Origin of the sequence: Mesorhizobium sp. C416B (assembly GCF_030323165.1) — a bacterium.
Lineage (GTDB): Bacteria > Pseudomonadota > Alphaproteobacteria > Rhizobiales > Rhizobiaceae > Mesorhizobium.
Genome location: NZ_CP100471.1, coordinates 4076212 through 4098852 on the forward strand (window position 1 = coordinate 4076212; position 22641 = coordinate 4098852).

Below are 22641 nucleotides of genomic sequence, written 5' to 3' on the forward strand. Positions count from 1 at the left end.
GGGGGCCGGTCATGATCGCCTATCTCGGCCGCCGGCTGATCCAGTCGCTGCTCATCCTGCTTGGCGTCTCGCTGATCACTTTTGCGCTGCTCTACCTCTTGCCGGCCGACCCGGTGCGGCAGATCGCCGGCCGCAGTGCCACGCCGCAGACGGTGGAAAACATCCGCCAGCAACTCGGCCTCGACCAGCCTTTCGTGGTCCAGTACTGGCACTATCTGACGAAGCTACTCAGCGGCGATCTCGGCCGCTCCTACATCCAGCGCTCGGAGGTCACCGAACTCATCGTCTCGCGGCTGCCGGCCAGCCTGCTTTTGATGGTCGGCGCCATCCTTTGCGAATTGCTGATCGGGCTCTCGATGGGCCTGATCGCGGCCGTCAAGCGCGGCACCGCCACCGACCAGACGCTGATGGTCGCCTCCTTCGTCGGCGTCTCGGCGCCGCAATTCGTGGTTGGCCTGTTGCTGCTCTACGTCTTTGCCGTGCGGCTAAGCTGGTTTCCGATCGGCGGCTACGGCACATGGCGCCATCTGGTGCTGCCGTCGCTGACCATGGGCATACTCGGCGCCGGCTGGTACGCGCGCATGATGCGCTCGTCGATGATTGACGTCCTGCGCCAGGATTATGTCCGCACGGCGCGGGCCAAGGGCCTGGCGCGCAGCGCCATCATATTCCGCCACGCACTGCCGAATGCCATCCTGCCGGTCATCGCCATGATCGGCATCGACATCGGCATCTTCATGGGCGGCATCGTCGTCGTCGAAAGCGTGTTCGGCTGGCCGGGTATCGGTCAGCTGGCGTGGCAGGCGATCCAGCGCGTCGACATTCCGATCATCATGGGCGTCACGCTGGTCTCGGCCTTCGCCATCGTGCTCGGCAATCTGCTCGCCGACATCATCGCGCCGTTCATCGATCCCCGCATCAAGCTCAGATGAAAATGAAACAGAGAAAGGGAACACAACAATGAAAAAGTTTCTAGCATCCACAGTCGCGGCATCGGCCTTGGCCCTCATGCTCGGCATGACAAGCGTCCGCGCCGAAGACACGGTCGATCCCAACGCCAAGCAAGGCGGCGCCATCACCATCACCTACAAGGACGATGTTGCGACCCTCGATCCGGCGATCGGCTATGACTGGCAGAACTGGTCGATGATCAAGAGCCTGTTCGATGGGCTGATGGATTACGAGCCGGGCACCACCAATTTGAAGCCCGATCTGGCAGAAAGCTACGAGATTTCGCCCGACGGCCAGACCTTCACCTTCAAGCTGCGCCATGGCGTGAAATTCCACAATGGCCGCGAGATGACGGCCGACGACGTGAAATATTCGCTCGACCGCGTCACCAATCCGAAGACGCAGAGCCCCGGCGCCGGCTTCTTCGGCTCGATCAAGGGCTATGACGATGTCGCCGCCGGCAAGGCCGAAGGCCTGTCCGGTGTCACCGTCGTCGACCCCTACACGGTCAAGTTCGAACTGACCCGGCCCGACGCCACCTTCCTGCATGTCATGGCCATCAATTTCGCCCATGTCGTGCCGAAGGAAGAGGTCGAGAAATATGGCGCCGATTTCGGCAAGCATCCGGTCGGCACCGGCGCCTTCAAGCTCGCCGAGTGGACGCTGGGACAGCGCATCGTCTTCGAGCGCAATGCGGACTATTGGCACAAGGGCCTGCCGCATCTCGACAAGATCACCTTCGAGATCGGCCAGGAGCCGATCGTGGCGCTGCTGCGCTTGCAGAAGGGCGAGATCGATGTTCCCGGCGACGGCATTCCGCCGGCCAAGTTCCAGGAGGTGATGGCCGATCCCGAGCAGAAGGCGCGTGTCGTCGAAGGCGGTCAGCTGCACACCGGCTACGTCACCATGAACACCACCATGGCGCCGTTCGACAATGTTAAGGTGCGTCAGGCCGTCAACATGGCGCTCAACAAGGCGCGCATCATCCAGATCATCAACGGCCGCGCCGTGCCGGCCAACCAGCCGCTGCCGCCGTCGATGCCGGGCTACGACAAGGACTACAAGGGTTATCCCTATGACGTAGCCAAAGCCAAGGCGCTGCTGGCCGAGGCCGGTCATGCCGATGGTTTCGACACGCAGCTGTTCGCCATGAACACCGATCCCAACCCGCGCATTGCCCAAGCGATCCAGCAGGACCTGGCGGCGATCGGCATCAAGGCCAGCATCCAGTCGCTGGCGCAGGCCAATGTCATCGCCGCCGGCGGTGACAAGGCCGGCGCGCCGATGATCTGGTCGGGCGGCATGGCCTGGATCGCCGACTTCCCCGATCCGTCGAATTTCTACGGCCCGATCCTCGGCTGCGCCGGCGCGGTGCCCGGCGGCTGGAACTGGTCGTGGTATTGCAACAAGGATCTCGACGCCAAGGCGGCCGAGGCGGATTCGGTGGTCGACCCGGCAAAGGCCGGCGAACGCGACAAGATGTGGAGCGCCATCTACGACAAGGTGATGGAAGACGCGCCCTGGGCGCCGGTCTTCAACGAACAGCGCTTCACCATGAAATCCGCGCGCATGGGCGGCGCCGACAACCTCTATGTCGACCCGGTCCATATCCCGATCAACTACGACAATGTGTACGTAAAAGATGTGCAATAACTGCGACTACACCATCCATGGGCGCCACCACCATTTCGGCTGGGACAATTCCTTTGTCCCGGCCGAGCGGGTGGCGCCCGGCGCGACCATCGAGTTCCAGTGCCTCGATGCCGCCGGCGGCCAGCTGAACGCCGACAGCACGGTTGCCGAAATCGCCAAGCTCGACTTCGCCGGGGTCAACCCGGTGACCGGGCCGATCTTCGTCGAGGGCGCCGAGCCGGGTGACGCGCTCAAGGTGACGATCGAGATGTTCAAACCGTCCGGCTTCGGCTGGACGGCGAACATTCCGGGTTTCGGCCTGCTCGCCGACGACTTCACGGAACCGGCGCTGAACATCTGGAAATACGATGCAGCCGCGCTCGAACCGGCGCTGTTCGGGAAAAACGCGCGCGTACCACTGAAGCCGTTCGCCGGCACCATCGGCAATGCGCCGGCTGGGATGGGGCTTCACTCGGTGGTGCCGCCACGGCGGGTCGGCGGCAATCTCGACATCCGCGATCTCGCTGCCGGCACGACGCTCTATCTGCCGGTTGAGGTGGCCGGCGCGCTGTTCTCGGTCGGCGATACGCACGCCGCACAAGGCGACGGCGAGGTCTGCGGCACGGCGATCGAAAGCCCGATGGACGTCGTGCTCAAGCTGGACCTGGTCAAGGACGCCAGGCTGAAGACGCCGCGCTTCACCACCGCCGGTCCGGTGACGCGCCATCTCGACGCCAAGGGTTACGAGGTGACGACGGGGATTGGGCCGGATCTGATGGCGGGCGCGAAGGAGGCGGTGGCGCAGATGGTCGATCTGCTCGCCGGCCGCTACAAGATCGACCCGGTCGAGGCATACATGCTGGTTTCGGTGTGCGGCGACCTGCGTATCAGCGAGATTGTCGACATGCCGAACTGGGTGGTGTCGTTCTATTTTCCGCGTTGCGTGTTCGAATGACGTCAGGTCGGCGCTGCACCCCCACCCCGCTGCTTCGCAGCGACCCTCCCCACAAGGGGGAGGGTAAAGCGCTGCCGCCCCACCTCCCCTTTGTGGGGAGGTCGGACCGGAGGTCCGGGTGGGGGTCAGCGCCAAGGTTTGTGCGAATGGTGCGACGGAACCAATCCGTCGCAGGGCTCCACCCACAATGACCCTCGCCGACACCTCCATCCTCTCCATCGCCAACCTCTCCGTCAGCGTGCGCGGCGAGGACGGCGAGCGCGATGTAGTCTCCAACCTGTCGCTGACGCTGGCGCGCGGCGAGACGCTCTGCATTGCCGGCGAATCCGGTTCCGGCAAGTCGATGACCGCGCTGGCGATCATGCAGCTCTTGCCGCAGCCGGCGGCGCGCATATCGTCAGGCATGATCCGTCTTCGGGATGGGAATCGGGGCGACACCGACCTAGCAACCCTCGACGAGCGCCAGATGCGCCGCATTCGCGGTGACCGCATCGCCATGATTTTCCAGGAGCCGATGACCTCGCTCAACCCGGTGCTGTCGATCGGCCGGCAGCTGACGGAATCCATCGAGGCGCATACCAGCCTGTCGCGGGCCGAGGCCCGCCAGCGCGCGATCGAGGCGTTGAAGGCGGTGCGCATTTCGGAGGCGGAAAGCCGGCTAAAGCAGTTTCCGCACGAACTCTCCGGCGGCATGCGCCAGCGGGTGATGATCGCCATGGCGCTGGCGCTCGAGCCCGACGTGCTGATCGCCGATGAGCCGACGACGGCGCTCGACGTCACCGTGCAAGGCGAAGTGCTGGAGCTGTTGCGCGACCTGCAGCGCCAGCATGGCACCAGCGTCATCCTGATCACCCACGATATGGGCGTGGTTGCCGAAATGGCCGACCGGGTCATCGTCATGCGCGACGGCCGCATGGTCGAAGAAGGCACGACATCGGATATTTTTGCCCGCCCGCAGGCCGACTATACGCGCGAACTGCTGGCTGCCGTGCCGCGCATCGGCAGTGGTGTCGGTCGACAGAAATCCAGGGATGCGATTGACGTCTTGAAACCGGCCAAAGTCGCCGAGGTCAACGACCTGCATGTCCGCTTCGATCTGCGTGGCGGCATCTTTGGCCAGGTCACCCGCCGCGTCCACGCCGTCGAGGGCGTCAGCTTCTCGATCGCGCCCAACGAAACGCTCGCTCTGGTCGGCGAATCCGGCTGCGGCAAGTCGACCACCGCCAAGGCGCTGGCCGGACTGGCGCCGTATAGCGGCGACATCGTCATTGGCGGGCGCAATCTCTCCGGTCTTGGCCGCGACGAACGCAAGGCGGTGCGCCGTGACGTACAGATGATTTTCCAGGATCCCTTCGCCTCGCTCGATCCGCGCATGCGCGTCGGCGACCTCGTTGCCGAGCCGCTGGTGATCCATGGCATCGCTTCGAAGGACGAGCGCCGGGAACGGGTGGGGGCGCTGTTCGAGCGTGTCGGCCTGTCGGCCGAACAGATGGAGCTTTACCCGCACGAATTCTCCGGTGGCCAGCGCCAGCGCGTCTGCATCGCCCGAGCGCTGGCGCTACGACCAAAACTGATCATCGCTGACGAAAGCGTCTCCGCGCTCGACGTCTCGGTGCAGGCGCGTGTGCTCGATTTGCTGAAGGAATTGCAGCGCGAATTCGGCGTCGCCTATCTCTTCATCTCGCACGACATGGCGGTGGTCGAGAACATTTCCGACCGCGTTGCCGTCATGTATCTCGGCCAGATCGTCGAGATGGGCACGCGCGACCAGGTGTTTTCCAACCCGCTCCATCCCTATACGAGGCGGCTGATCGAAGCGGTGCCGGTGCCCGATCCGGCGCAGCGCAGAACGCGCTTCGCGCGCCTCGACCAGGAAATCCCGAGCGCCACCCGCAGGATCGGGGAGGCGCCGCTGAAGCTGGCGCTGAACGATGTCGGCGGCGGCCATCTGGTTGCTGCGGAAAGCTGAGCCCGCACTGGCTGGCAGCTGTTCTTTTACTTTGTTGAGTACAACCAAGAACTGCCGTCTCGGGTTTACCGCGTCTTAGGTGGACGGCGGCCACTATACGGTCGGCGTTCTTGCCACGGGGAAAAATAGTGCTCAAGGCGGTTCTGCAGCTGCTGCCGGGTCGGTTCATGGATGTGCGCATGCGCGTATCCGCCGACTACGAGACGCGTGTCGTGGAGCGGCCCGGGCGCTGGATGAAGGCGGCCGAGCTGGAGCAGTTGAGCAGCGATCTGCGGCTGGTGGCGTCGAAGACGCTGAAGTCCGGCAGCCTGACCTATGGCGTGTTTTCCGGCGACCACAGCCGGCTGGAACATTCCATCATCACTATCGTTTATCGCCGCAGCGACGGGCGGCCGATCGCCTTCAATGCGCTGGCCCTGATGGAGATTTCGCTGGCCGGCAAGCCCTATGAAGTCTTGCACCTTGGTCTGGTCATGATCGATCCGGACGAGCGCAGCCGCGGTCTCAGCTGGATCCTCTACGGCCTGACCTGCTTCCTGATGTTTTTGCGCAACCAGTTCAGGCCGATCTGGATCTCCAACGTCAGCCAGGTGCCGGCCGTCGTCGGCATGGTCGCCGAAGCCTTCAGCAATGTGTTCCCAGGACCGCATGCCGGCGCGCGCCGCTCGCTTACCCATGTGCTTCTGGCGCGGCAGATCATGGCGCGCCATCGCCATGTCTTCGGTGTCGGCCCGGAAGCGGGTTTCGACGAAGAGCGCTTCGTCATCACCAACGCCTATACGGGCGGCTCGGACGATCTGAAGAAGACCTTCGACGAGGCGGCCAAGCACCGCGTCGAGACTTTTAACGAGTTCTGCCACAAAGAGCTCGACTACACGCGCGGCGATGATGTGCTGCAGATCGGACAGATGAGCTTTCAGTCGGCGCGCACCTATCTCGCCGACGCGGTTCCGCGCGGCTCGCTTGCCGCCCTTGCGGTAGCAGGTGCGGCGGCCACGCTGCAGCGGCTGGTGCTGCCGGTCATCCACTGGGCGGATAGCAGCCGGCAATGGAATGTGTTGCGACCATGGACACGCTGATGGCTTCATCCGTGGCGTCTCGGTTTATCCGCAAGCTGATGGCAGCCGGCCGATGATGAACCTCGACGGCACGCTCGTCGCCGACACCATCACCTCGCTGGCGGCGCTGGTTGGCCTGCTTGTCGTGATATCGATCATAGGCGGGCGCGACACGGGCGATCCGCTGTCGCGGCGCTTTCTATTCGGCCTCAAGGTGCTGGCAGTGCTGCTTGCCTGCCGCATCCTCGACTGGACCACGGGTCTTGCCTTTTTCCGGTTCGTCACCATCACGGCGGCGGGTCTGCTGCCGCTGGCCGCACTGCTGCTGACCGAAGGCCTGCTGCGCCGGCACGCGCCGTTCGCTCTCAAATTGTTCGCCGCCGGCGGTGCCCCGCTGTTCTTCCTTCTGGCGCCGATCCCGGCACGTTTCGCTGAACCATGGCGAATGGCGGTACTACTTGCCTTCCAGTTCGGAGGTTTTCTCGCCATCGGCTGGCTGGTGATGGCGCGCGATCGCGACAGCCTGTCGGCGGCCGAAAACCGCACGGTCGAGCGCATGGCGCTGTCGCTGCTGTTGATCATTCCGTTCATGGTCACCGACTACCGGCCCGGCCTGTTCGAAGTGCCGGTTCGGCTTGGCGGCATCGCCATCCTGTTCCTGTGCTGGCTGACGATCGGCCTTGGACGGGCAAGCCTCGGCCATCGCGACACGATCGGCGCCTTTGCCGTCATTGCGCTGAGCTCGGTGTTTGCCGGGCTGGCGCTGGGCGGCATCGACGATCTCGGCTGGCGCGGCAGCGTGCAGGGCGTGGTTATCGTACTTTCCGCAACGCTGCTGGCAGTCATCTACAATGACAGCGTCAGCCTCACCGCCGAGAAGCGCCGCGACTCGTTGCTGAAGCATATGGCCGAGGGCGACCTCACCGATTCGGCGCGCTTCCTGCGCGGCCTGCAGAGCCATATCCTTGTCGACGGCGCGCTGATCCTGCCGGCAGGGGACCTCGGCGATTTCGACCTGAAGGTGCTGGCCCGTGCACTGGAGCAGGAGCCCGTGCGCTCGCTCGCCGATACGCAGCCGGGGGCGCCAGTCGACCAGGATATACGCGAGCAGCTGGCATGGCTGTTCGAGAAATTTGAGGCGACCCATGTGCTGCTGGCGACGCTCGAGCCGTTGACCGTGGTGGCGCTCAACATGCCGGCGCTGGCATCGTCGCCGGGCGTGGAAATGGAGCTGCGGGCAGTCCAGCGCATGGCGATGCTGATCTCGCAGCGGCATGCGAAGGGTTGATCATACTGAACGGGCCGGCTCTTGCGTCGGCCCGTTGCCGTAGCCGGGTCAGGCGGCCTTGGTCTTCAAGGCCTCTTCGTCGCGCACCATTTTTGTCACGGCGGCGAAGTCGAGCTTGCCGGAGCCAAGGACCGGTACCTTTGAGACCACCCGCACTTCGGCCGGGACCATCAGGTCCATGGCGCCGTTGGCCTTGGCGTAGGCGAGGAATTCCGCTCGTGTGGCGCAGGATGCCTCAGTGATGAGGATCAGCTTTTCGCCCTTGCGGGCGTCGGGCACCGTGGCGACCGCCGACAGCGAGCCCTTCCACAATTCGCCGGCCAGCGCTTCGACAGCGGCGAGCGAGATCATCTCGCCGCCGATCTTGGCGAAGCGCTTGGCGCGGCCGCGAATGGTGATGAAGCCGCCTTCGTCGATAGCGACGACGTCGCCCGTATCATGCCAGCCGTCCTCCAGCGGTTCGAGCACGCCGGGCTTCTCGGCCCGGAGATAACCGGCCATGACATTGGGGCCGCGCACGAACAGCCGGCCGCCTTCGTCGACGCCGGGTACCGGATCGAGGCGGTATTCCATGCCGGGCATGATCTTGCCGACGGTTCCGGAGCGATTGTACATCGGCGTGTTGATGGAGATCACCGGCGCCGTCTCGGTGACGCCGTAGCCCTCGAGGATGCGTAGGCCGAACTTCTCCATATAGGTCATGCGCGTCGCTGTCTTGACCGGTTCCGCGCCGGCAAAACAATAGCGTATCGAGCGGAAGTCGTAGGGGTGCGCGGTGCGGGCATAGCCGGAGAGGAAGGTGTCGGTGCCGAAGATGATCGTCGCGTTCGAGCCGTAGATCAGTTCCGGCACGAGGCGGTAGTGCAGCGGCGAGGGGTAGAAATAGACCGGCACGCCGGAGATCAACGGCAGCACCGTGCCCGCGGTCATGCCGAAGGAGTGGAAGATCGGCAGCACGTTGAACACCTTGTCGCCCGAATGGAAGTCGATACGCGACGCCGCCTGGGCGGCGTTGGCCAGGATGTTGCGGTGGGTCAGAACGACGCCCTTCGGCGTGCCTTCCGAACCCGAGGTGAACAAGATCACCGCCGCATCGCCGGGCTTGCGTTTCGCGCGCGGCGTCGACTTGCGCAGCAAGCCGAGCAGCTTATCCTTGAGACTGATGGTCTTTCTGAGATCGTCGAGCCACACGATGTCGACCGAGCGACCGAGTTCCTCGACTACAGCGCCGAGCTTTGCCTGTTCGACGAACGCGCGGGACGTCAGCACGGTGCGGACTTCGGCGGCCTTGCAAGCGGACAGAATATTGGCAGCACCTGCGGTGAAGTTCATCATCGCCGGAACCTTGCCGGCGGACATGACGCCGAGCAGCGTCGCGCAAGAGCCGTTGGCGTTGGGCAGCATGATGCCCAGCGTCTGCTGGTCGGCATAAAGGTTCTGGAACTTCTCACCAAGCACGGCGGCAGCCGTGAGCAGCTTGCTGTAGCTGAGAGAACCGGTGACCGGATCCTGAACTGCGAGCTGATTCATGCCGCGTTCGTTCGCCGTCTCGATGATCTTTTCCAGTACGGTCTTGTCGATGTCCTGGGTGCGGAAAACGAGATCCGACATCACCTGGTAGAGCGCGGAACCCGCCGCGGCGCGGCGCTTGCGGCCCTTCAGCTCTTGCGGCACCTCGAGCTTGACCGGTTCCAGAATGGTCACCTTGACCTTCGGGAACAGGCGGCGGCGCACATGCTGCGAGCTCAACCGCGAGAAGTAGGTCTTCTCCAGCCCGTCGATGCGCACCGGCACAACCATCGAGCCGGTCTTGTCGGCAACCATGGCGGCGCCGTCATAGACCTTCATCAGGCCGCCGGTCACCGTGATGCGTCCCTCCGGGAAGATCACCAGCGGATCGCCGCCCTGCACGATCTTGATCAGCGTGCGAGTCGACATCGGCTTGGCCGGGTTGAGCGGCAAAGCGCGGGCAAGTTTCATGAACGGCTTCATCCACCAGGCCTGGGCAATGGTGTAGTCGATGGCGAAGACCGGCTCCTCATCGGTCAGCGTCAAGGCGAGCGGACCGTCGAGAAAGCTGACATGGTTGAGCGCCAGGATCGGTGCCTTGCCGGCCGCCTTGAGGTTTTCCATGCCCTCGACTTCGAGGCGCAGGAAAGCGCGGAACAGGATGGAGACGAAGTCACGGAAGGGGTTCGTCGGCAAATATTTCAGCATCAGCCAGGCGGCAATCGCATTGGCCGCGGCGAGGCCGAACAGGATGCCGCCGGTCGAGACCTTTGTCTGGATCAGGGCCATGATGATGCCGCCGCCAGTCATGAAACCGGCATTGACGATACTGACGGCGGCGACGACCCGGGCGCGCCGCGCTTCGGGCGACCAGGCCTGCACGGCGGCGAAGGTCGGCACCACCAGGAAAGCGGCTGCAATGGCCATGCCGGCGAGGTCGATGGCGACGCGGATCGTGTTTGGGCCGGCGAAGAATGCGCCAAGGGTTTCCGCCTGGGGCGACGGCGTCATGCCGGAGATGGTCCAGGCGAGATGCAGGCCGAACAGGGCGAGCAGCGCCGTGCCGACCGGTGCCGGCAACAGCACGATGCGGCCCTGCGACATCCAGGCGGCGATGGCCGAACCGATGGCGATCGAGACGGCGAACACGGCGAGGTAGACGGTGACGGCCATTTCGTTGCCGCCGAGCGAATCCTTGATCAGGACCGGCAGGAGCGAGAGCACGATGGCGCCGATCAGCCAGAACCACGACGTCATCAGGCCGGCGCGCCAGATGCGCGTGTCGGTGCGCAATTCGGCGACCTGGCGCCAGGTCGAGCGGAAGATGTTCTTGTCGATGACAAGGTCGGGCGCCGCCGAACCGGTGGACGGGATATAGCGGCTGACGAGCCAGCAACCGACGGCGAGCGCCATCATGATCGGTCCGAACACCGCGACGCCGATGCCATCGGCGGAAACGACGCCGCCGGCTATGGTGCCGCCGAGAATCGCGGCAAACGTGGCTGACTCGATCCAGGCGTTGGCCTTGGGCAGTTCCTTGCGTTCGAGGTGATCGGGCAGGATTCCGTATTTGATCGGTCCGAACAGCGCCGAGATAACGCCGAACATCAACAGCGCCGTCATCAGCACGGGAATGGACGACAGGGCGATGCCGACGACGGAGACACCCGCCGCGGCGATCTCGGCGAATTTCAGACGCTTGGCTATGAGAGCCTTGTCGAAGCGGTCGGCGAGCTCGCCGCCGAGCGCCGACAGGAGCAGGAAGGGGGCCATGAAGACGGCGCCCGCCAAGGTGACCAGTGATGCCGCCTGGTCCGCCGCCAGCGTGAACAGAATAAGGAACACCAGCGTGTTCTTGAGGAAATTATCGTTGAAGGCGGACAGGAACTGCGTCCAGAACAAGGGCGCAAAGCGCCTGGAGGTCATCAGATGAGCTGTCGGTCGGTTGATCGGGGCGATTTCCATAGCGGCGACTTCCATTGGGCTAGACCGGTGAAAATCCTGACTGGATTGATCAGCGGTCTTGCGCGTTGAGCCTTGTTTAGCGGGAACCCGGTTACACTTCGTTACTGCGGCTGACTTCCATCAGCAACTTCTCGGTCTTGGCGTCTTCCAGCCGGTTGATGAAGCGGCTTGCCTCTTCCGAGTCGCGCAGTGTCTTGGTGATGGTGATCGAGGTGTGCACGAGCATGATGGCGGCCATGGCATAAAACCCCTTGGCGGCGAAGCTCGCCTCCATGAAGTAGATGCCGCCGGCCATCATCGTGGCGGCAACGGCGAAACTGGCCATGGTGAAGGTCTTCCAGGCGCTTGAGTCCTTGGGGGAATAGGTGTTCGGGGTCATCGATATGGTCCTTTCGTTTCAAGGTTAGGTTGGTTGGGCGTGGGTCTGTTTCAGGCTGGATACAATCAGGCTGGATACCATCAGGCCGGATACAATCAGACTGGATACCAATCAGGCCGGCTTGGTCATGGTCTTCGTGAGCCGTTCGAGCACGGCGTCGGCGCTGCTTCTCAGCGGCGCACCGCAGCCGGCGGCCGCAAGCTTCTCTGAGACGGCGGCAGGATCGCCCGACTGTTCCATCTCGGTCATGGCGGCCGCGGTGGCGTCGATCTGCTTTTGCCTGGTGCGCAGGCGCAGCAGCGTCTCCTCGGCGTCCCTGAGCGCCGACAGGCTGGAGCCGGGCGCGCTTTCTCGCAGGCGCTGGGTCGAGTCGACCGCGGCAACGATGCGCTGGCCGCGCTGCAATTCGCGCAGGCGCATTTCGGAGACGCGGATGATCCGCTTGAGACGCTCGATCTCGGTGTCGAAGCTTTTCTGCGCCTCGGCGGAGGCGTCGCGTTCGGCTTCCAGCATGGCGATGGTTTCGGCGGCTTCGCGGGCCAGTTCATTCTGTCCCTGCTCGATGGCGGCGATCGTGCGCTTCTCCAAATCGTCGATGCGGAGGACAAGCTTCTTGAACTGCGCGACTTCCTGTTCGTTCTGGGCGATGGCAATTGCAACCGCCCGGCGGGCGGCCGCGATAGCGTCGGCGCAATCGCGGATCTGCTGGCGCAGGATTATCAGCGCGTTGCGGTCGACGACCGCCTCGGCGGCTTCGTAGCTTCGGCCGCGAACGAGAGCAAAAAACTGTTTCAACATTTCCGTTTCTCCTCTATGAACGTTGTTCATGAGGCAAAGTAGCACATTGTGAACGGCGTTCAAGGAGAAAATGAACGGTGTTCATGATTGCGCATAAGAGAAGGTTAATGACCGCAAAACGGGACGCCAAACGCGAGGACCTCAAAGGCAGGCTGATCGAGGCCGCGCAAGCGCGCATCCAGTCCTCGGGGCTCGCCGGTCTGCGTGCGCGCGACATCACGGCCGATGCCGGCTGCGCGCTGGGCGCGCTCTACACCGCCTTCGCCGACCTGGACGAGCTCATCCTGCACGTCAATTCGATCACACTGGCCAGGCTGGGGGCGGCCCTGCAGCAAGAGGCGACCGGCGTCGCCGAGCCTAGGGCAAGGCTGAAGGCGCTGGCCAAGGCCTATCTCGGCTTCGCCCGCGACAACCGCATGGCGTGGAAGGCGCTGTTCGAGCACCGTATGGCGCCAGGCGTGGCGGTGCCCGAATGGCATCTGGCCGAACATGCGGTGCTGATCCAGCATCTGGTTGAGCCGCTGGCCCAGCTGCTCCCGGCGGCGGCAACGCCGGAGCTTTTGGCCCGCGCGCGCACGCTGTTCTCCGCCGTGCATGGGATCGTCGCCCTCTCGCTCGAAGGCCGTTTCATTGGCCTGGCGTCCACCGATCTCGAAAGTGAGCTGCTGGGTTTCGTCGGCACGCTGGTGAGCGGACTGGAGACGGAAAGGGAATGAACTGCTGCGATCGGCTCTTGCCTCACGGCACTCTGCCCTTATGAAGATCGTGGCGCGAATTGCCGGTTGATCCAGGCCGGCTGAGACTGTTGGGGGATACCCGGTGACAATCGATCAGAACCGTCGGTTTCGACCCGAAATACAAGGGTTGCGCGGACTGGCCGTCGCTCTGGTCGTCGTCTTTCACCTGTGGCCCCATGCTCTTCCCGGCGGATATATCGGCGTCGACGTCTTTTTCGTCATCTCTGGCTATCTGATCACCGGGCTGCTGGCGCAGATGGCGCTGCGCGACGGTCGCGTCTCGCTGATCGAATTCTATTCGCGACGAATCCGCCGGCTCCTGCCAGCAGCGATCCTGGTTCTATTGGTGACGCTGCTCGGTACGCTGCTGTTCATTTCCAAGGCGCGCTGGGAGGAAACGGCCAACCAGATCCTGGCCAGCGCTCTCTATGTCGAGAACTGGCGTCTGGCCCACGAGGCAGTCAGCTATCTCGACGCCGACAATCTGCCGACGCCGGTGCAGCATTACTGGTCGCTTTCCATAGAAGAGCAGTTCTACATCGTCTGGCCGGTGCTCATTATCGGCGTGATCTGGCTGGCGCGGCGATGGCATCTCTCCTTGCGACGATGCTTGGCGACGACATTGTCGCTCGTTTTCCTGGCATCGCTGGCCGCCTCGGTCATCCTGACGAAAACGGATTCGGCACAGGCCTATTTCGTCAGCCATACACGCCTGTGGGAATTGGCGTTGGGCGGCCTGCTGGTGCTTGGCGAGCACCGGTTCCGCCTGGGCGCGGGTGCAAGCCGGGTGATGGCGCTTGCCGGCACCGCCGGCATCCTTGCCTCCGCTCTTCTGTTTTCAGCGGCGACACCGTTCCCTGGCCTCAGTGCCTTGCTGCCAACCCTGGCCACCGTGCTCATCATCCTGGCTGGCGAAGTCCAAGCCGGTCGGTTTCGTGGGCTCGATTTGTGGCCGCTTCGGTTCATCGGCGATAGGTCCTATTCGATCTATCTCTGGCATTGGCCGTTGATCACATTCTTCCTAGGACAGGGCTTTTCGCTGACCTTTGCCAGTGGTGCCGGCCTGATTGCGGTGACCGTGGTCCTGTCGGACCTGTCTTATCGCTATGTCGAACAACCCTGCCGGCAATCCCGGGGTGCCTGGTGGAAGCCGCTGGGGTACGGCACCATCGCTGTCCTGGCATGCGTGGCGGCATCGGAGGGGCTGCTGCATTTCGTGACGACGCAACGCACCGACATTACGCTGATCGGCACGCCGGCCTATCCCGGGCCTGCCGCCTTGCTGACCGGCGCCGCGGTTCCGGACGATGTGGACCTCCTGCCGCCGCTGGCCCGGCTAAGGCGGGATGTGTCGAGGTTGTTCTCGGCGGGATGTCAGCAGAACCTCAAAGGCGCAAAACCGGTGGGATGCGTGCTGGGCGACCCCGCCGGCCCGAAAACCATCGTCCTCGTTGGCGATTCCCACGCTGCCCAATGGGGTCCAGCCTTGAACAAGATCGCCAGGGACCGCAAATACAAGCTGGTTTCTTTCTCGAAATCCGCCTGCGCATTCGCGCGTGCGCCCACCAATTCGGACGGCAAGCCGTATCCATCTTGCTACGAGTGGAGGGAGAAAGTGCTGGCTGAGATTTTAAAGCTCAGGCCGCTCGCCGTCATCACCAGCCAGTCCAACGCCGGATCGGTTCCGGATGACCTGATGATCGAGGGGCTGCGCAATGTCTGGAGCGAACTGACCGAGGCAGGTTCGCAGATCATCGTCATCCGCAACACGCCCTTGACGCGATTCGAACCCGGCGATTGCCTGAGCGCCACGCCCGCAAAATGCTTCACCAAAAGAAGCGACGCCGAGCTCAACAACCTGTTGGCGCTTGCCGCGGAGGGTCAGAAAAACGTGCGCGTCGTCGATATGACTGACGCTTTGTGCGGACCGGAACTATGCCCGGCGGTCGTCGGCAATATGATCGTCTGGCGCGACACCGGTCATTTGACGGCCACCTATTCGCTTGCGCTCGCGCCTTATCTCGCCCCCAGGCTCGGCCTCTGATGCGATTCCCAAAGCGAAAGGGCCACGCGCTTTCCCAAGTTGCTCCAGCAGGCACAGAGTCCAGATATTTTTCGGGACGAGCAAGGAAATGGAAATTCCGCTGGTGGAGCTGAGGAGGATCGAACTCCTGACCTCGTCATTGCGAACGACGCGCTCTCCCAGCTGAGCTACAGCCCCGTCCAGCGGATGGCGCATTTATCGAATGCTGCGGTTTCCTGTCAAGGCGGGGTTTTGCCGAATTCCCTTGTGCCCGGTGCTTGCAGGCGACCGGCCCTTGCCGGTTTCGCGCGCAATGGCTACATGTCGGCAACAATCGGAGACCGGCATGCTCGCCCTCATTCAAACAATCGTCATGGCGCTGGACCTATACTGGTGGGTCATCATCGCCTCGGCGATCTTTTCCTGGCTCTATGCGTTCAACGTCGTCAACTCGCGCAATCAATTTGTCGGCAGCATCGGCAACATGCTCTACCGGCTGACCGAGCCGGCGCTGCGGCCGATCCGTCGGTTCATGCCCGACCTCGGCGGCGTCGACATTTCGCCGATCATCCTGCTTCTGCTCCTGTTCTTTCTCAGGCAGCTCATTCTCACCACGATAGCGCCGCTGGTCCTGTGAGCCTGACGATGGCATGAGCGCGCCATTCCGCTTGCGCGCTGACGGCATCGACCTGTTTATCCGGCTGACGCCGAAGTCTTCGGTGGACAGGCTCGAAGGCGCCGAGGTATCGGCCGACGGGCGCAGCCATTTGAAGGCGCGCGTGCGCGCCGTGCCGGAGAATGGCGCGGCCAATGCGGCGCTGGAACCGCTGGTGGCCAAGGCGCTGGGCGTTCCGGCATCGGTCGTGTCGGTCGTTGCAGGCGGCACGGCGCGGCTGAAGACGGTGCGTGTCGGGGGTGATCCGGCGGTGCTGGCGCAGCGTATCGGGGCGCTCAGCGGCTGATCGAAGATCCAGCGTTGCGGCATGCAGCCCCTTGATCTGTCGGCGGAACAGCGCCCCCCTCTGTCCTGCCGGACATCTCCCCCACGAGGGGGGAGATTGGCAGCTTCCGCCCCACTCTCAGTCCCCCAGCGGCAGCTTCGGATCGTCGACCTTCAGCGTGTTCACGCTCTGCTTGATGCGGCGCAGGTTTTCGAGAACCCTGGGTCCGCGCGTCTCGGCCACGGAGGTGACGATCATGTCGACGATCGACAGCAGAGCATAGCGCGACGAGGTCGGCTTGTAGATGTTGCCGTCCTCCAGCGACTGGAACTGGATGACGGTATCGGCGGCCTTGGCGAGCGCTGATTCCGGCGGGGTTACGGCGATGGTGGTGGCGCCATATTGCTGGGCCACCTGAACGGCGTCGATCACCGAGCGCGCATAGCCGGACACCGAGAACGCGATCAGCGTCGTCTCCGATGTGGCGACCGCGGCATACATGCGCTGCAATTGCCCGTCGATCTGCGCCAGCACCGGCACGCCGAGCCGAAACAGCCGGTTCTGCATCTCGGTCGCCATCATCGAGGAAATGCCGCCGGAGCCGATGCACAGCACATTGCCCGAACTGACGATGCGCGCGGCCACGCCCACCAGCGTCTTCATGTCGAGGTTTTCGCTGGCGCGCTGGATGGCGGCGATTGCCGCTTCGGTGATGGCCGACGCAATGCGCTGCTCGCGCGCGTCGCGGTTCAGCGGTTCGGGCGACAGATACTGGCCGCCAATGGCAATCGCCTGCGCCAGGTAGAATTTGAAATCGCGCAGACCCTCGCAGCCGAGATTGCGGCAGAAACGGGTGACCGTCGGCTCGCTGACGCCGACGCGCGCCGCAATTTCCGAGATTGCCGCCTTGGAGGCGAAGTCGAGATCGGTCAGCACGAGGCCGGCCAGGCGGCGGTCCGATTTGGTGCCGTCCTGCGACATCAGCTGCAGGCGCGTGATGATGTCGGCCGGCGTTTTCATTTCTGGGTTGTCGTCTTCATAGCGCTGCCTTCATAGCGGCAGGCCTGTTGCCGTGTCGAACAGATGAATGTTGCCCGGCGCGACGGAGACCGGCAGCATTTCGCCGGGCTTGACCTGAACCCGGTCGCGGAATACGGCGCGCACCGTGTCAGCGCCGATGGCGCCATAGACATGGGTTTCCGAGCCGGTCGGCTCGACGACATCGACCTTGATCGCCATCGCGTCGACAGCCTCGCCGATGACGAAGTGTTCGGGCCGTATGCCGGCCTCGACCGTGCTGCCAGCCGGCACCGTCTTGCCGGCAAGTGCCAGACGTCCGCCCCCGGCCGATTCGAACCAGCTTTTCTCGGGCGTCGTCTTCAGGGCGCCGGAGACAAAACTCATCGACGGCGAGCCGATGAAGGAGGCGACGAATTTGTTGGCGGGACGGTCGTAGAGTTCCAGCGGTGCGCCGACCTGCTGGATCTTGCCGCGGTCCATCACCACGATGCGGTCGGCCATGGTCATGGCCTCGATCTGGTCGTGGGTGACGTAGACGATGGTCGATTTCAGCCGCTGGTGCAGCGCCTTGATCTCGGTGCGCATCTGCACGCGCAATTGCGCGTCGAGATTGCTGAGCGGCTCGTCGAACAGGAACACCGAGGGTTCGCGCACGATGGCGCGGCCCATGGCGACGCGCTGGCGCTGGCCGCCCGACAACTCCCGGGGATAGCGGTCGAGATAGGAGAACAGGTTGAGGACGCCGGAGGCCTTTTTCACCTTGTCGTCGATTGCCGTGCGACTCTCGCCGCGAATCTTGGGACCAAAGCCGATATTGTCGGCCGCTTTCAGGTGCGGAAACAGAGCATAGGACTGGAAGACCATCGCGATGTTACGCTGTTGCGGCGGCAAATCGTTGGCGCGCACGCCGCCGATCAAGAGGTCGCCTGAGGTGATCGGCTCCAGCCCGGCCAGCATGCGCAGCAAGGTCGACTTGCCGCAGCCGGAAGGGCCGACCAGCACGACGAACTCGCCGCTCTTGATGTCGAGGCTGATGTTTTCGAGGATCTTATGGCGTCCGAAAGATTTCGACAGGTCGCGGAACTCGACATCGGTCATGGTCAGGCTCCCAATATGTCGTCGATGAAGGGCAGGAAGCCGGCGGTCAGTCCGGCGTCGACCGGCACCACCGCGCCGGTTATCCCCGATGCGCGATCCGAAACAAGGAAGGCCACCGCTTCGGCCACTTCCGTGGCGTCGACGATGCGGCCGAGCGGATAGAGCCGCTTGAGCTTGCCGAGGACATCCGGGTTCTTGGCCAGCCGATGGTCCCATGCGGCGGTGCGGATCGAGCCGGGGCAGACGACATTGGCGCGCAGCCCGTTGCGGCCGAGTTCCACAGCGATCGCTTTGGCATAGGCATTGATGCCGGCCTTGGCTGCGGCATAGGCCGGGTTGCCGAAGTGGGCGATGGCGTTGACGGAAGAGATGAAGACGACGCTGCCCGAACCGCGCGCGGCCATCGCCTTGATCAGCGGATCGGCGAACAGCATCACCCCGGTCAGATTGAGGTCGAGTTCGTGCTCAATCTTATCGGGTGTCAATGCGGCAAGCGTCTCTGCGCGCGTCCAGCCGGCATTGTTGATCAGCATGTCGGGAACGCCATCTTTCTCAAGGATCGCTGGTATCGCCGCCTCGATGGAAGCCCGGTCGAGGAGGTCGAAGGCGTAACGCGACGCCAGGTGTGGGCTGCGCAACGCATCTTGCGACTGGTCGCAGCCGACGACCCGCGCGCCTCGTTCGGCCAGCAGCGCCACAATAGCCGAGCCGAGCCCGCCGCCGGCGCCGGTCACCAGCACGGTCTTGCCCGCGAATTCGGCCGTTGAAACCACCCTGCGCGCCTCCCTGGGATCTACGATAGTCGGAAACGCTATTTTAAGAAATGTAATTAAGCAACAGGATAATCCGCTTGCACAGCGGGAAATCATGGATAATGTAGGAAAGTCACATAGAGCCTTGGCCGCCCCAAAGCCGCAAGAGTGCAGACGCAATCAAAAGGGAGAGATCGAATGAAGCTTGCAAAATGGACTGTCGGCCTGATGGCCGGAATGAGCCTGCTCGCCCTGGCCGCGCAGGCAGATGCCGGCGAGGTGCGCGTAACCGTCGCCGAATACAGCGCCAAGACCGGCCCGTATTTCGAAGCGGTGAAAAAGGAATTCGAGGCAGCCAACCCGGGTATCACCGTCAAGTTCGAAGTTGTGCCGTGGGACGTGCTGCTGCAGAAGCTGACCACCGACATCACGGCCGGCACCAATGCCGACCTGTCGATCATCGGCACCCGCTGGCTGATCGATTTCGTCCAGCAGGATGTCGCCGAGCCGCTCGACGGCTACATCAAGCCAGACTTCAAGGACCGCTTCATCGACACCTTCCTGTCGCCGTCGATCATGGAGGGCAAGACCTACGGCCTGCCGATCGCGGCCTCGGCGCGCGCCATGTACTACAACAAGGAATTGTTCGAGAAGGCCGGAATCGCCAACCCGCCGGCAACCTGGACCGAGTTGCAGGAGGATGCGCGCAAGATCAAGGCGCTGGGCACCGGCACGTTCGGCTTCGGCCTGCAGGGCAAGGAGATCGAGACCGACGTCTATTACTATTATGCGATGTGGTCGCAAGGCACCGAGATCCTCAACAAGGATGGCACGTCGGGCCTCGGCACGCCGGGCGCGCTCGAAGCCGCCAAGCTCTACAAGTCGATGATCGACGAAGGCCTGACGGAACCCGGCGTCACCTCCAACAACCGCGAGGACGTCCAGAACCTGTTCAAGCAGGGCAAGGTCGGCATGATGATCACCGCGCCCTTCCTGTCCAACCAGATCAAGGACGAGGCGCCGAACCTGAAATACGGCGTGGCCGCTATCCCCGCCGGACCGACCGGCGCGCGCGGCACGTACGGCGTCACCGATTCCATCATCATGTTCAAGAATTCCAAGAACAAGGATGAGGCCTGGAAGCTGCTCGACTTCCTGTTCACCACCGAACAGCGCGCCAAGTTCACGCAAGGGGAAGGCTTCCTGCCGGTGAACAAGGAAGAGGCCAAGATGGACTATTACGTCAACAATGCCGACCTCGCCGCGTTCACAGCACTGCTGCCCGACGCTCGCTTTGCACCGGTCATCCCCGGCTGGGAAGAAGTCGCCCAGATCACCTCGGATGCCATGCAGAAGATCTATCTCGGCGGCGACCCCGAGGCAGGCTTGAAGGAAGCGGCTGCCAAGGCCAACGCCGTGATCAAGAAATAGGGCGTATCTCCCTGCGCCCGGCGCGCCCCAGAGATCGGGGCGCGCCACACTTTCCTCTCCCTCCGGAGGGGGGAGAGGTGGCTCGGCGAAGCCGAGACGGAGTGGGGGAACCACTTGGCAACCGCCGATGGACATAGGAAGGGCAATAGGGGCAAACATCACCTCGCCTTGCGCCCCAAGGGTCGACATCCACTCCGTCGACCCCCACTCCGTCGAGCTTCGCTCGACACCTCTCCCCCCGATCGACGGGGAGAGGAAGGGCTCCCTTCCGCAACCGTTGCGGAGGATGGGCAGGCAGGTGAGGGGCAGCGCAAACGTCCGCAGGAGATTCAAACCCTGAAGCGCTGCATTAGACCGATATGCGAGATTGATCCGAGCTGGCGCGCCAGCGCCACTTATGTCCAACACGGTACGAATCCGGCCGATGCAAAATCGTTACCTGCCCTATTTATTGACCTTGCCCAGCCTGTTTCTGGCCGCGGTCGTCATCTTCTGGCCGGTCTGGGACCTGATCCAGATATCGACGCATGATGTTAGCCGTTTTGGGCAGCTGCGCGACTTCAACGATTTCGCCAATTATTCCGCCTTCCTCGCCGATCCCGATTTCCTGGCGGCACTCTGGCGCACCGGCCTGTGGACGTTGCTGGTGGTCGGCGGCGCGCTGCTGTTGTCGGTGCCGGTGGCGATGATCCTCAACACCGATTTCTACGGCCGCGGCATTGCCCGCGTCATCATCATGCTGCCCTGGGCGGTGTCGCTGACGATGACGGCGGTGGTCTGGCGCTGGGCGCTCAACGGTGAAAGCGGCATGCTGAACTCGGCGCTGATCGGGCTCGGCCTGATCCATGAGAACATCCAGTGGCTGGCGCGCGCCGAGACGGCATTCCCGATGCAGGTGCTGATCGGCATATTGGTGACGGTACCGTTCACCACGACCATCTTCCTCGGCGGCCTGTCGTCGATCCCCGACGACCTCTACGAGGCGGCGGCCCTGGAGGGGGCGACGCCGCTGCAGCAGTTCCGCGAGATCACCTTTCCGCTGCTGAAGCCGTTCATCAACATCGCCATCGTCCTCAACACCATCTACGTCTTCAATTCCTTCCCGATCATCTGGGTGATGACGCAGGGCGGGCCGGCCAACTCGACCGACATATTGGTCACCCATCTCTACAAGCTGGCCTTTCGCATCGGCAAGCTGGGCGAAGCATCGGCGGTGTCGCTGCTGATGTTCGCCATCCTTTTGATCTTCACCATGATCTATGTGCGGCTTGCCATGCGGGAGCAGCGCACATGACGCCCAAGCTGAAGCGTACGATCATCGCATGGCTGCTGCTTTCGCCGCTGCTCGTGGTGACCATCTTCCCCTTCGCGGTAATGTTTTTGACCGCGGTCAAACCGCGGCAGGAGGTGCTGTCGCCGACCTGGTGGCCAAGCGAATTCCACTGGTCGAATTTTGCCGACATGTGGGTGGCGACCGGCTTTGGCCAGGCGCTGGCCAATTCGCTCTATGTCTCTGTTATCGCCACCGTCGGCGCCATCCTGATCTCGGTGCCGGCCGCCTATGCCATGTCGCGGTTTCGCTTTGCCGGCTATGGCGCCTTCCGCCAGTTCCTGCTGATCTCGCAGATGATCTCGCCGATCGTGCTGGTGCTCGGCCTGTTCCGGCTGATGGCGGCCTGGGGTCTGATCGAATCCACGACCGCGCTCGGCGTCATCTACATGGCTTTCAACGTCGCCTTCACCGTGTGGATGCTGCAAAGCTATTTCGACACCATCCCGCGCGATCTCGAGGAAGCAGCGTGGATGGAAGGCGCCGGCCGATGGCTGACCTTGCGAAAAGTGTTTCTGCCGCTTTGCCTGCCGGCAATAGCGGTGACCGCCATCTTCACCTTCATCAACGCATGGAATGAGTTCGTCGTTGCGCTCACAATGCTGCGCAGCCAGGAAAGTTACACGCTGCCTATCCAGGTGTTCTCGCTGGTCGCCGGCCGCTACACGATCGAATGGCACCATGTAATGGCGGCGACGCTGCTGGCGACGCTGCCGGTGGCAATCCTGTTCATCTGGCTGCAGCGCTATCTCGTCCGCGGGCTGGCGCTCGGGGCGGTCAAATAACGGCGCCATTCACAACGGAG

Annotated in this window: 19 protein-coding genes and 1 tRNA gene; 13 read left to right on the top strand and 7 right to left on the bottom strand. The window is 63.3% G+C overall.

Annotated elements, in window-relative coordinates:
- Positions 1 to 11: 11 nt before the first annotated feature.
- The 6 genes from NLY43_RS19915 to NLY43_RS19940 all read left to right on the top strand — a co-directional run bounded on the left by NLY43_RS19915 (position 12) and on the right by NLY43_RS19940 (position 7853).
- Positions 12 to 932, top strand: a complete 921-nt coding sequence (locus NLY43_RS19915; RefSeq protein WP_023710185.1) for an ABC transporter permease — start codon at positions 12 to 14, stop codon at positions 930 to 932.
- A 76-nt stretch (positions 933 to 1008) separates the two neighbouring features.
- The gene (locus tag NLY43_RS19920; protein ID WP_460221783.1) at positions 1009 to 2604 is read left to right on the top strand and encodes an ABC transporter substrate-binding protein; all 1596 of its coding nucleotides are present in this window, start codon (positions 1009 to 1011) and stop codon (positions 2602 to 2604) included.
- Positions 2594 to 3538: an acetamidase/formamidase family protein gene (locus NLY43_RS19925; protein WP_023710183.1), complete on the top strand. Its 945-nt coding sequence runs from the start codon at positions 2594 to 2596 to the stop codon at positions 3536 to 3538. The genes NLY43_RS19920 and NLY43_RS19925 overlap by 11 nt, the downstream gene beginning before the upstream one ends.
- Positions 3539 to 3725: 187 nt before the next feature.
- The gene (locus NLY43_RS19930; RefSeq protein ID WP_023710182.1) at positions 3726 to 5507 is read left to right on the top strand and encodes an ABC transporter ATP-binding protein; all 1782 of its coding nucleotides are present in this window, start codon (positions 3726 to 3728) and stop codon (positions 5505 to 5507) included.
- Positions 5508 to 5635: 128 nt separating this feature from the next.
- The gene (locus tag NLY43_RS19935; RefSeq protein ID WP_031198981.1) at positions 5636 to 6586 is read left to right on the top strand and encodes a hypothetical protein; all 951 of its coding nucleotides are present in this window, start codon (positions 5636 to 5638) and stop codon (positions 6584 to 6586) included.
- 52 nt (positions 6587 to 6638) lie between these two features.
- On the top strand, positions 6639 to 7853 hold the full coding sequence (locus NLY43_RS19940; protein WP_023710180.1) for a hypothetical protein: 1215 nt from the start codon (positions 6639 to 6641) through the stop codon (positions 7851 to 7853).
- A 48-nt stretch (positions 7854 to 7901) separates the two neighbouring features.
- Here the strand turns inward: NLY43_RS19940 and NLY43_RS19945 are convergent, their stop codons facing one another.
- The 3 genes from NLY43_RS19945 to NLY43_RS19955 all read right to left on the bottom strand — a co-directional run bounded on the left by NLY43_RS19945 (position 7902) and on the right by NLY43_RS19955 (position 12504).
- The gene (locus NLY43_RS19945) at positions 7902 to 11327 is read right to left on the bottom strand and encodes an acyl-[ACP]--phospholipid O-acyltransferase (RefSeq protein ID WP_023710179.1); all 3426 of its coding nucleotides are present in this window, start codon (positions 11325 to 11327) and stop codon (positions 7902 to 7904) included.
- 91 nt (positions 11328 to 11418) lie between these two features.
- Positions 11419 to 11706, bottom strand: coding sequence for a YiaA/YiaB family inner membrane protein (locus NLY43_RS19950; protein WP_023668598.1), 288 nt, complete (start codon positions 11704 to 11706; stop codon positions 11419 to 11421).
- A gap of 111 nt (positions 11707 to 11817) precedes the next feature.
- Positions 11818 to 12504, bottom strand: coding sequence for a PspA/IM30 family protein (locus NLY43_RS19955; protein WP_023710178.1), 687 nt, complete (start codon positions 12502 to 12504; stop codon positions 11818 to 11820).
- 107 nt (positions 12505 to 12611) lie between these two features.
- On the opposite strand from NLY43_RS19955, the gene NLY43_RS19960 reads away from it, so the two are divergent.
- On the top strand, positions 12612 to 13220 hold the full coding sequence (locus NLY43_RS19960; protein ID WP_023688831.1) for a TetR/AcrR family transcriptional regulator: 609 nt from the start codon (positions 12612 to 12614) through the stop codon (positions 13218 to 13220).
- A 103-nt stretch (positions 13221 to 13323) separates the two neighbouring features.
- Entirely contained in the window at positions 13324 to 15285 is a 1962-nt protein-coding gene (locus tag NLY43_RS19965; RefSeq protein WP_084561020.1) for an acyltransferase family protein, read from the top strand.
- A 101-nt stretch (positions 15286 to 15386) separates the two neighbouring features.
- Here NLY43_RS19965 and NLY43_RS19970 read toward each other — a convergent pair.
- Positions 15387 to 15462 (bottom strand) — tRNA-Ala (locus tag NLY43_RS19970).
- 148 nt (positions 15463 to 15610) lie between these two features.
- On the opposite strand from NLY43_RS19970, the gene NLY43_RS19975 reads away from it, so the two are divergent.
- Complete coding sequence (locus tag NLY43_RS19975) at positions 15611 to 15901, top strand: YggT family protein (protein WP_023668602.1); 291 nt, start codon at positions 15611 to 15613, stop codon at positions 15899 to 15901.
- Positions 15902 to 15914: 13 nt separating this feature from the next.
- Entirely contained in the window at positions 15915 to 16226 is a 312-nt protein-coding gene (locus NLY43_RS19980) for a DUF167 family protein (protein WP_023700181.1), read from the top strand.
- Between the two features lie 117 nt (positions 16227 to 16343).
- On the opposite strand, the gene NLY43_RS19985 is transcribed toward NLY43_RS19980, so the two are convergent.
- Genes NLY43_RS19985 through NLY43_RS19995 form a run of 3 tightly spaced genes read right to left on the bottom strand, consistent with a single transcriptional unit; the run spans position 16344 to position 19096 of the window.
- Positions 16344 to 17225, bottom strand: a complete 882-nt coding sequence (locus tag NLY43_RS19985) for a MurR/RpiR family transcriptional regulator (protein ID WP_023681445.1) — start codon at positions 17223 to 17225, stop codon at positions 16344 to 16346.
- A 30-nt stretch (positions 17226 to 17255) separates the two neighbouring features.
- Positions 17256 to 18323, bottom strand: coding sequence for an ABC transporter ATP-binding protein (locus NLY43_RS19990; RefSeq protein WP_023710176.1), 1068 nt, complete (start codon positions 18321 to 18323; stop codon positions 17256 to 17258).
- Between the two features lie 2 nt (positions 18324 to 18325).
- Positions 18326 to 19096 carry an SDR family NAD(P)-dependent oxidoreductase gene (locus NLY43_RS19995; RefSeq protein ID WP_023710175.1) on the bottom strand — a complete coding sequence of 257 codons (771 nt, stop codon included), beginning with the start codon at positions 19094 to 19096 and terminating at the stop codon, positions 18326 to 18328.
- A 177-nt stretch (positions 19097 to 19273) separates the two neighbouring features.
- Between NLY43_RS19995 and NLY43_RS20000 the strand changes: the two genes are divergently transcribed.
- The 3 genes from NLY43_RS20000 (at position 19274) to NLY43_RS20010 (ending at position 22621) form a co-directional block, all read left to right on the top strand.
- On the top strand, positions 19274 to 20506 hold the full coding sequence (locus NLY43_RS20000) for an ABC transporter substrate-binding protein (protein ID WP_023681442.1): 1233 nt from the start codon (positions 19274 to 19276) through the stop codon (positions 20504 to 20506).
- 424 nt (positions 20507 to 20930) lie between these two features.
- A complete protein-coding gene (locus NLY43_RS20005; protein ID WP_023710174.1) occupies positions 20931 to 21800 on the top strand; it encodes a carbohydrate ABC transporter permease in 870 nt (289 codons plus the stop codon).
- On the top strand, positions 21797 to 22621 hold the full coding sequence (locus NLY43_RS20010; RefSeq protein WP_023668609.1) for a carbohydrate ABC transporter permease: 825 nt from the start codon (positions 21797 to 21799) through the stop codon (positions 22619 to 22621). Before NLY43_RS20005 ends, NLY43_RS20010 begins: the two co-directional genes overlap by 4 nt.
- Positions 22622 to 22641 lie beyond the last annotated feature (20 nt).

What these genes read in the sequence shown, in the direction of transcription:
- NLY43_RS19915 (WP_023710185.1), top strand. Translation starts at nt 12, where the DNA reads ATGATCGCCTATCTCGGCCGCCGGCTGATCCAGTCGCTGCTCATCCTG.
- NLY43_RS19920 (WP_460221783.1), top strand. Translation starts at nt 1,009, where the DNA reads ATGCTCGGCATGACAAGCGTCCGCGCCGAAGACACGGTCGATCCCAAC.
- NLY43_RS19925 (WP_023710183.1), top strand. Translation starts at nt 2,594, where the DNA reads ATGTGCAATAACTGCGACTACACCATCCATGGGCGCCACCACCATTTC.
- NLY43_RS19930 (WP_023710182.1), top strand. Translation starts at nt 3,726, where the DNA reads ATGACCCTCGCCGACACCTCCATCCTCTCCATCGCCAACCTCTCCGTC.
- NLY43_RS19940 (WP_023710180.1), top strand. Translation starts at nt 6,639, where the DNA reads ATGATGAACCTCGACGGCACGCTCGTCGCCGACACCATCACCTCGCTG.
- NLY43_RS19945 (WP_023710179.1), bottom strand. Translation starts at nt 11,327, where the DNA reads ATGGAAATCGCCCCGATCAACCGACCGACAGCTCATCTGATGACCTCC.
- NLY43_RS19950 (WP_023668598.1), bottom strand. Translation starts at nt 11,706, where the DNA reads ATGACCCCGAACACCTATTCCCCCAAGGACTCAAGCGCCTGGAAGACC.
- NLY43_RS19955 (WP_023710178.1), bottom strand. Translation starts at nt 12,504, where the DNA reads ATGTTGAAACAGTTTTTTGCTCTCGTTCGCGGCCGAAGCTACGAAGCC.
- NLY43_RS19960 (WP_023688831.1), top strand. Translation starts at nt 12,612, where the DNA reads ATGACCGCAAAACGGGACGCCAAACGCGAGGACCTCAAAGGCAGGCTG.
- NLY43_RS19975 (WP_023668602.1), top strand. Translation starts at nt 15,611, where the DNA reads ATGCTCGCCCTCATTCAAACAATCGTCATGGCGCTGGACCTATACTGG.
- NLY43_RS19980 (WP_023700181.1), top strand. Translation starts at nt 15,915, where the DNA reads ATGAGCGCGCCATTCCGCTTGCGCGCTGACGGCATCGACCTGTTTATC.
- NLY43_RS19985 (WP_023681445.1), bottom strand. Translation starts at nt 17,225, where the DNA reads ATGAAAACGCCGGCCGACATCATCACGCGCCTGCAGCTGATGTCGCAG.
- NLY43_RS19990 (WP_023710176.1), bottom strand. Translation starts at nt 18,323, where the DNA reads ATGACCGATGTCGAGTTCCGCGACCTGTCGAAATCTTTCGGACGCCAT.
- NLY43_RS20000 (WP_023681442.1), top strand. Translation starts at nt 19,274, where the DNA reads ATGAAGCTTGCAAAATGGACTGTCGGCCTGATGGCCGGAATGAGCCTG.
- NLY43_RS20005 (WP_023710174.1), top strand. Translation starts at nt 20,931, where the DNA reads ATGCAAAATCGTTACCTGCCCTATTTATTGACCTTGCCCAGCCTGTTT.
- NLY43_RS20010 (WP_023668609.1), top strand. Translation starts at nt 21,797, where the DNA reads ATGACGCCCAAGCTGAAGCGTACGATCATCGCATGGCTGCTGCTTTCG.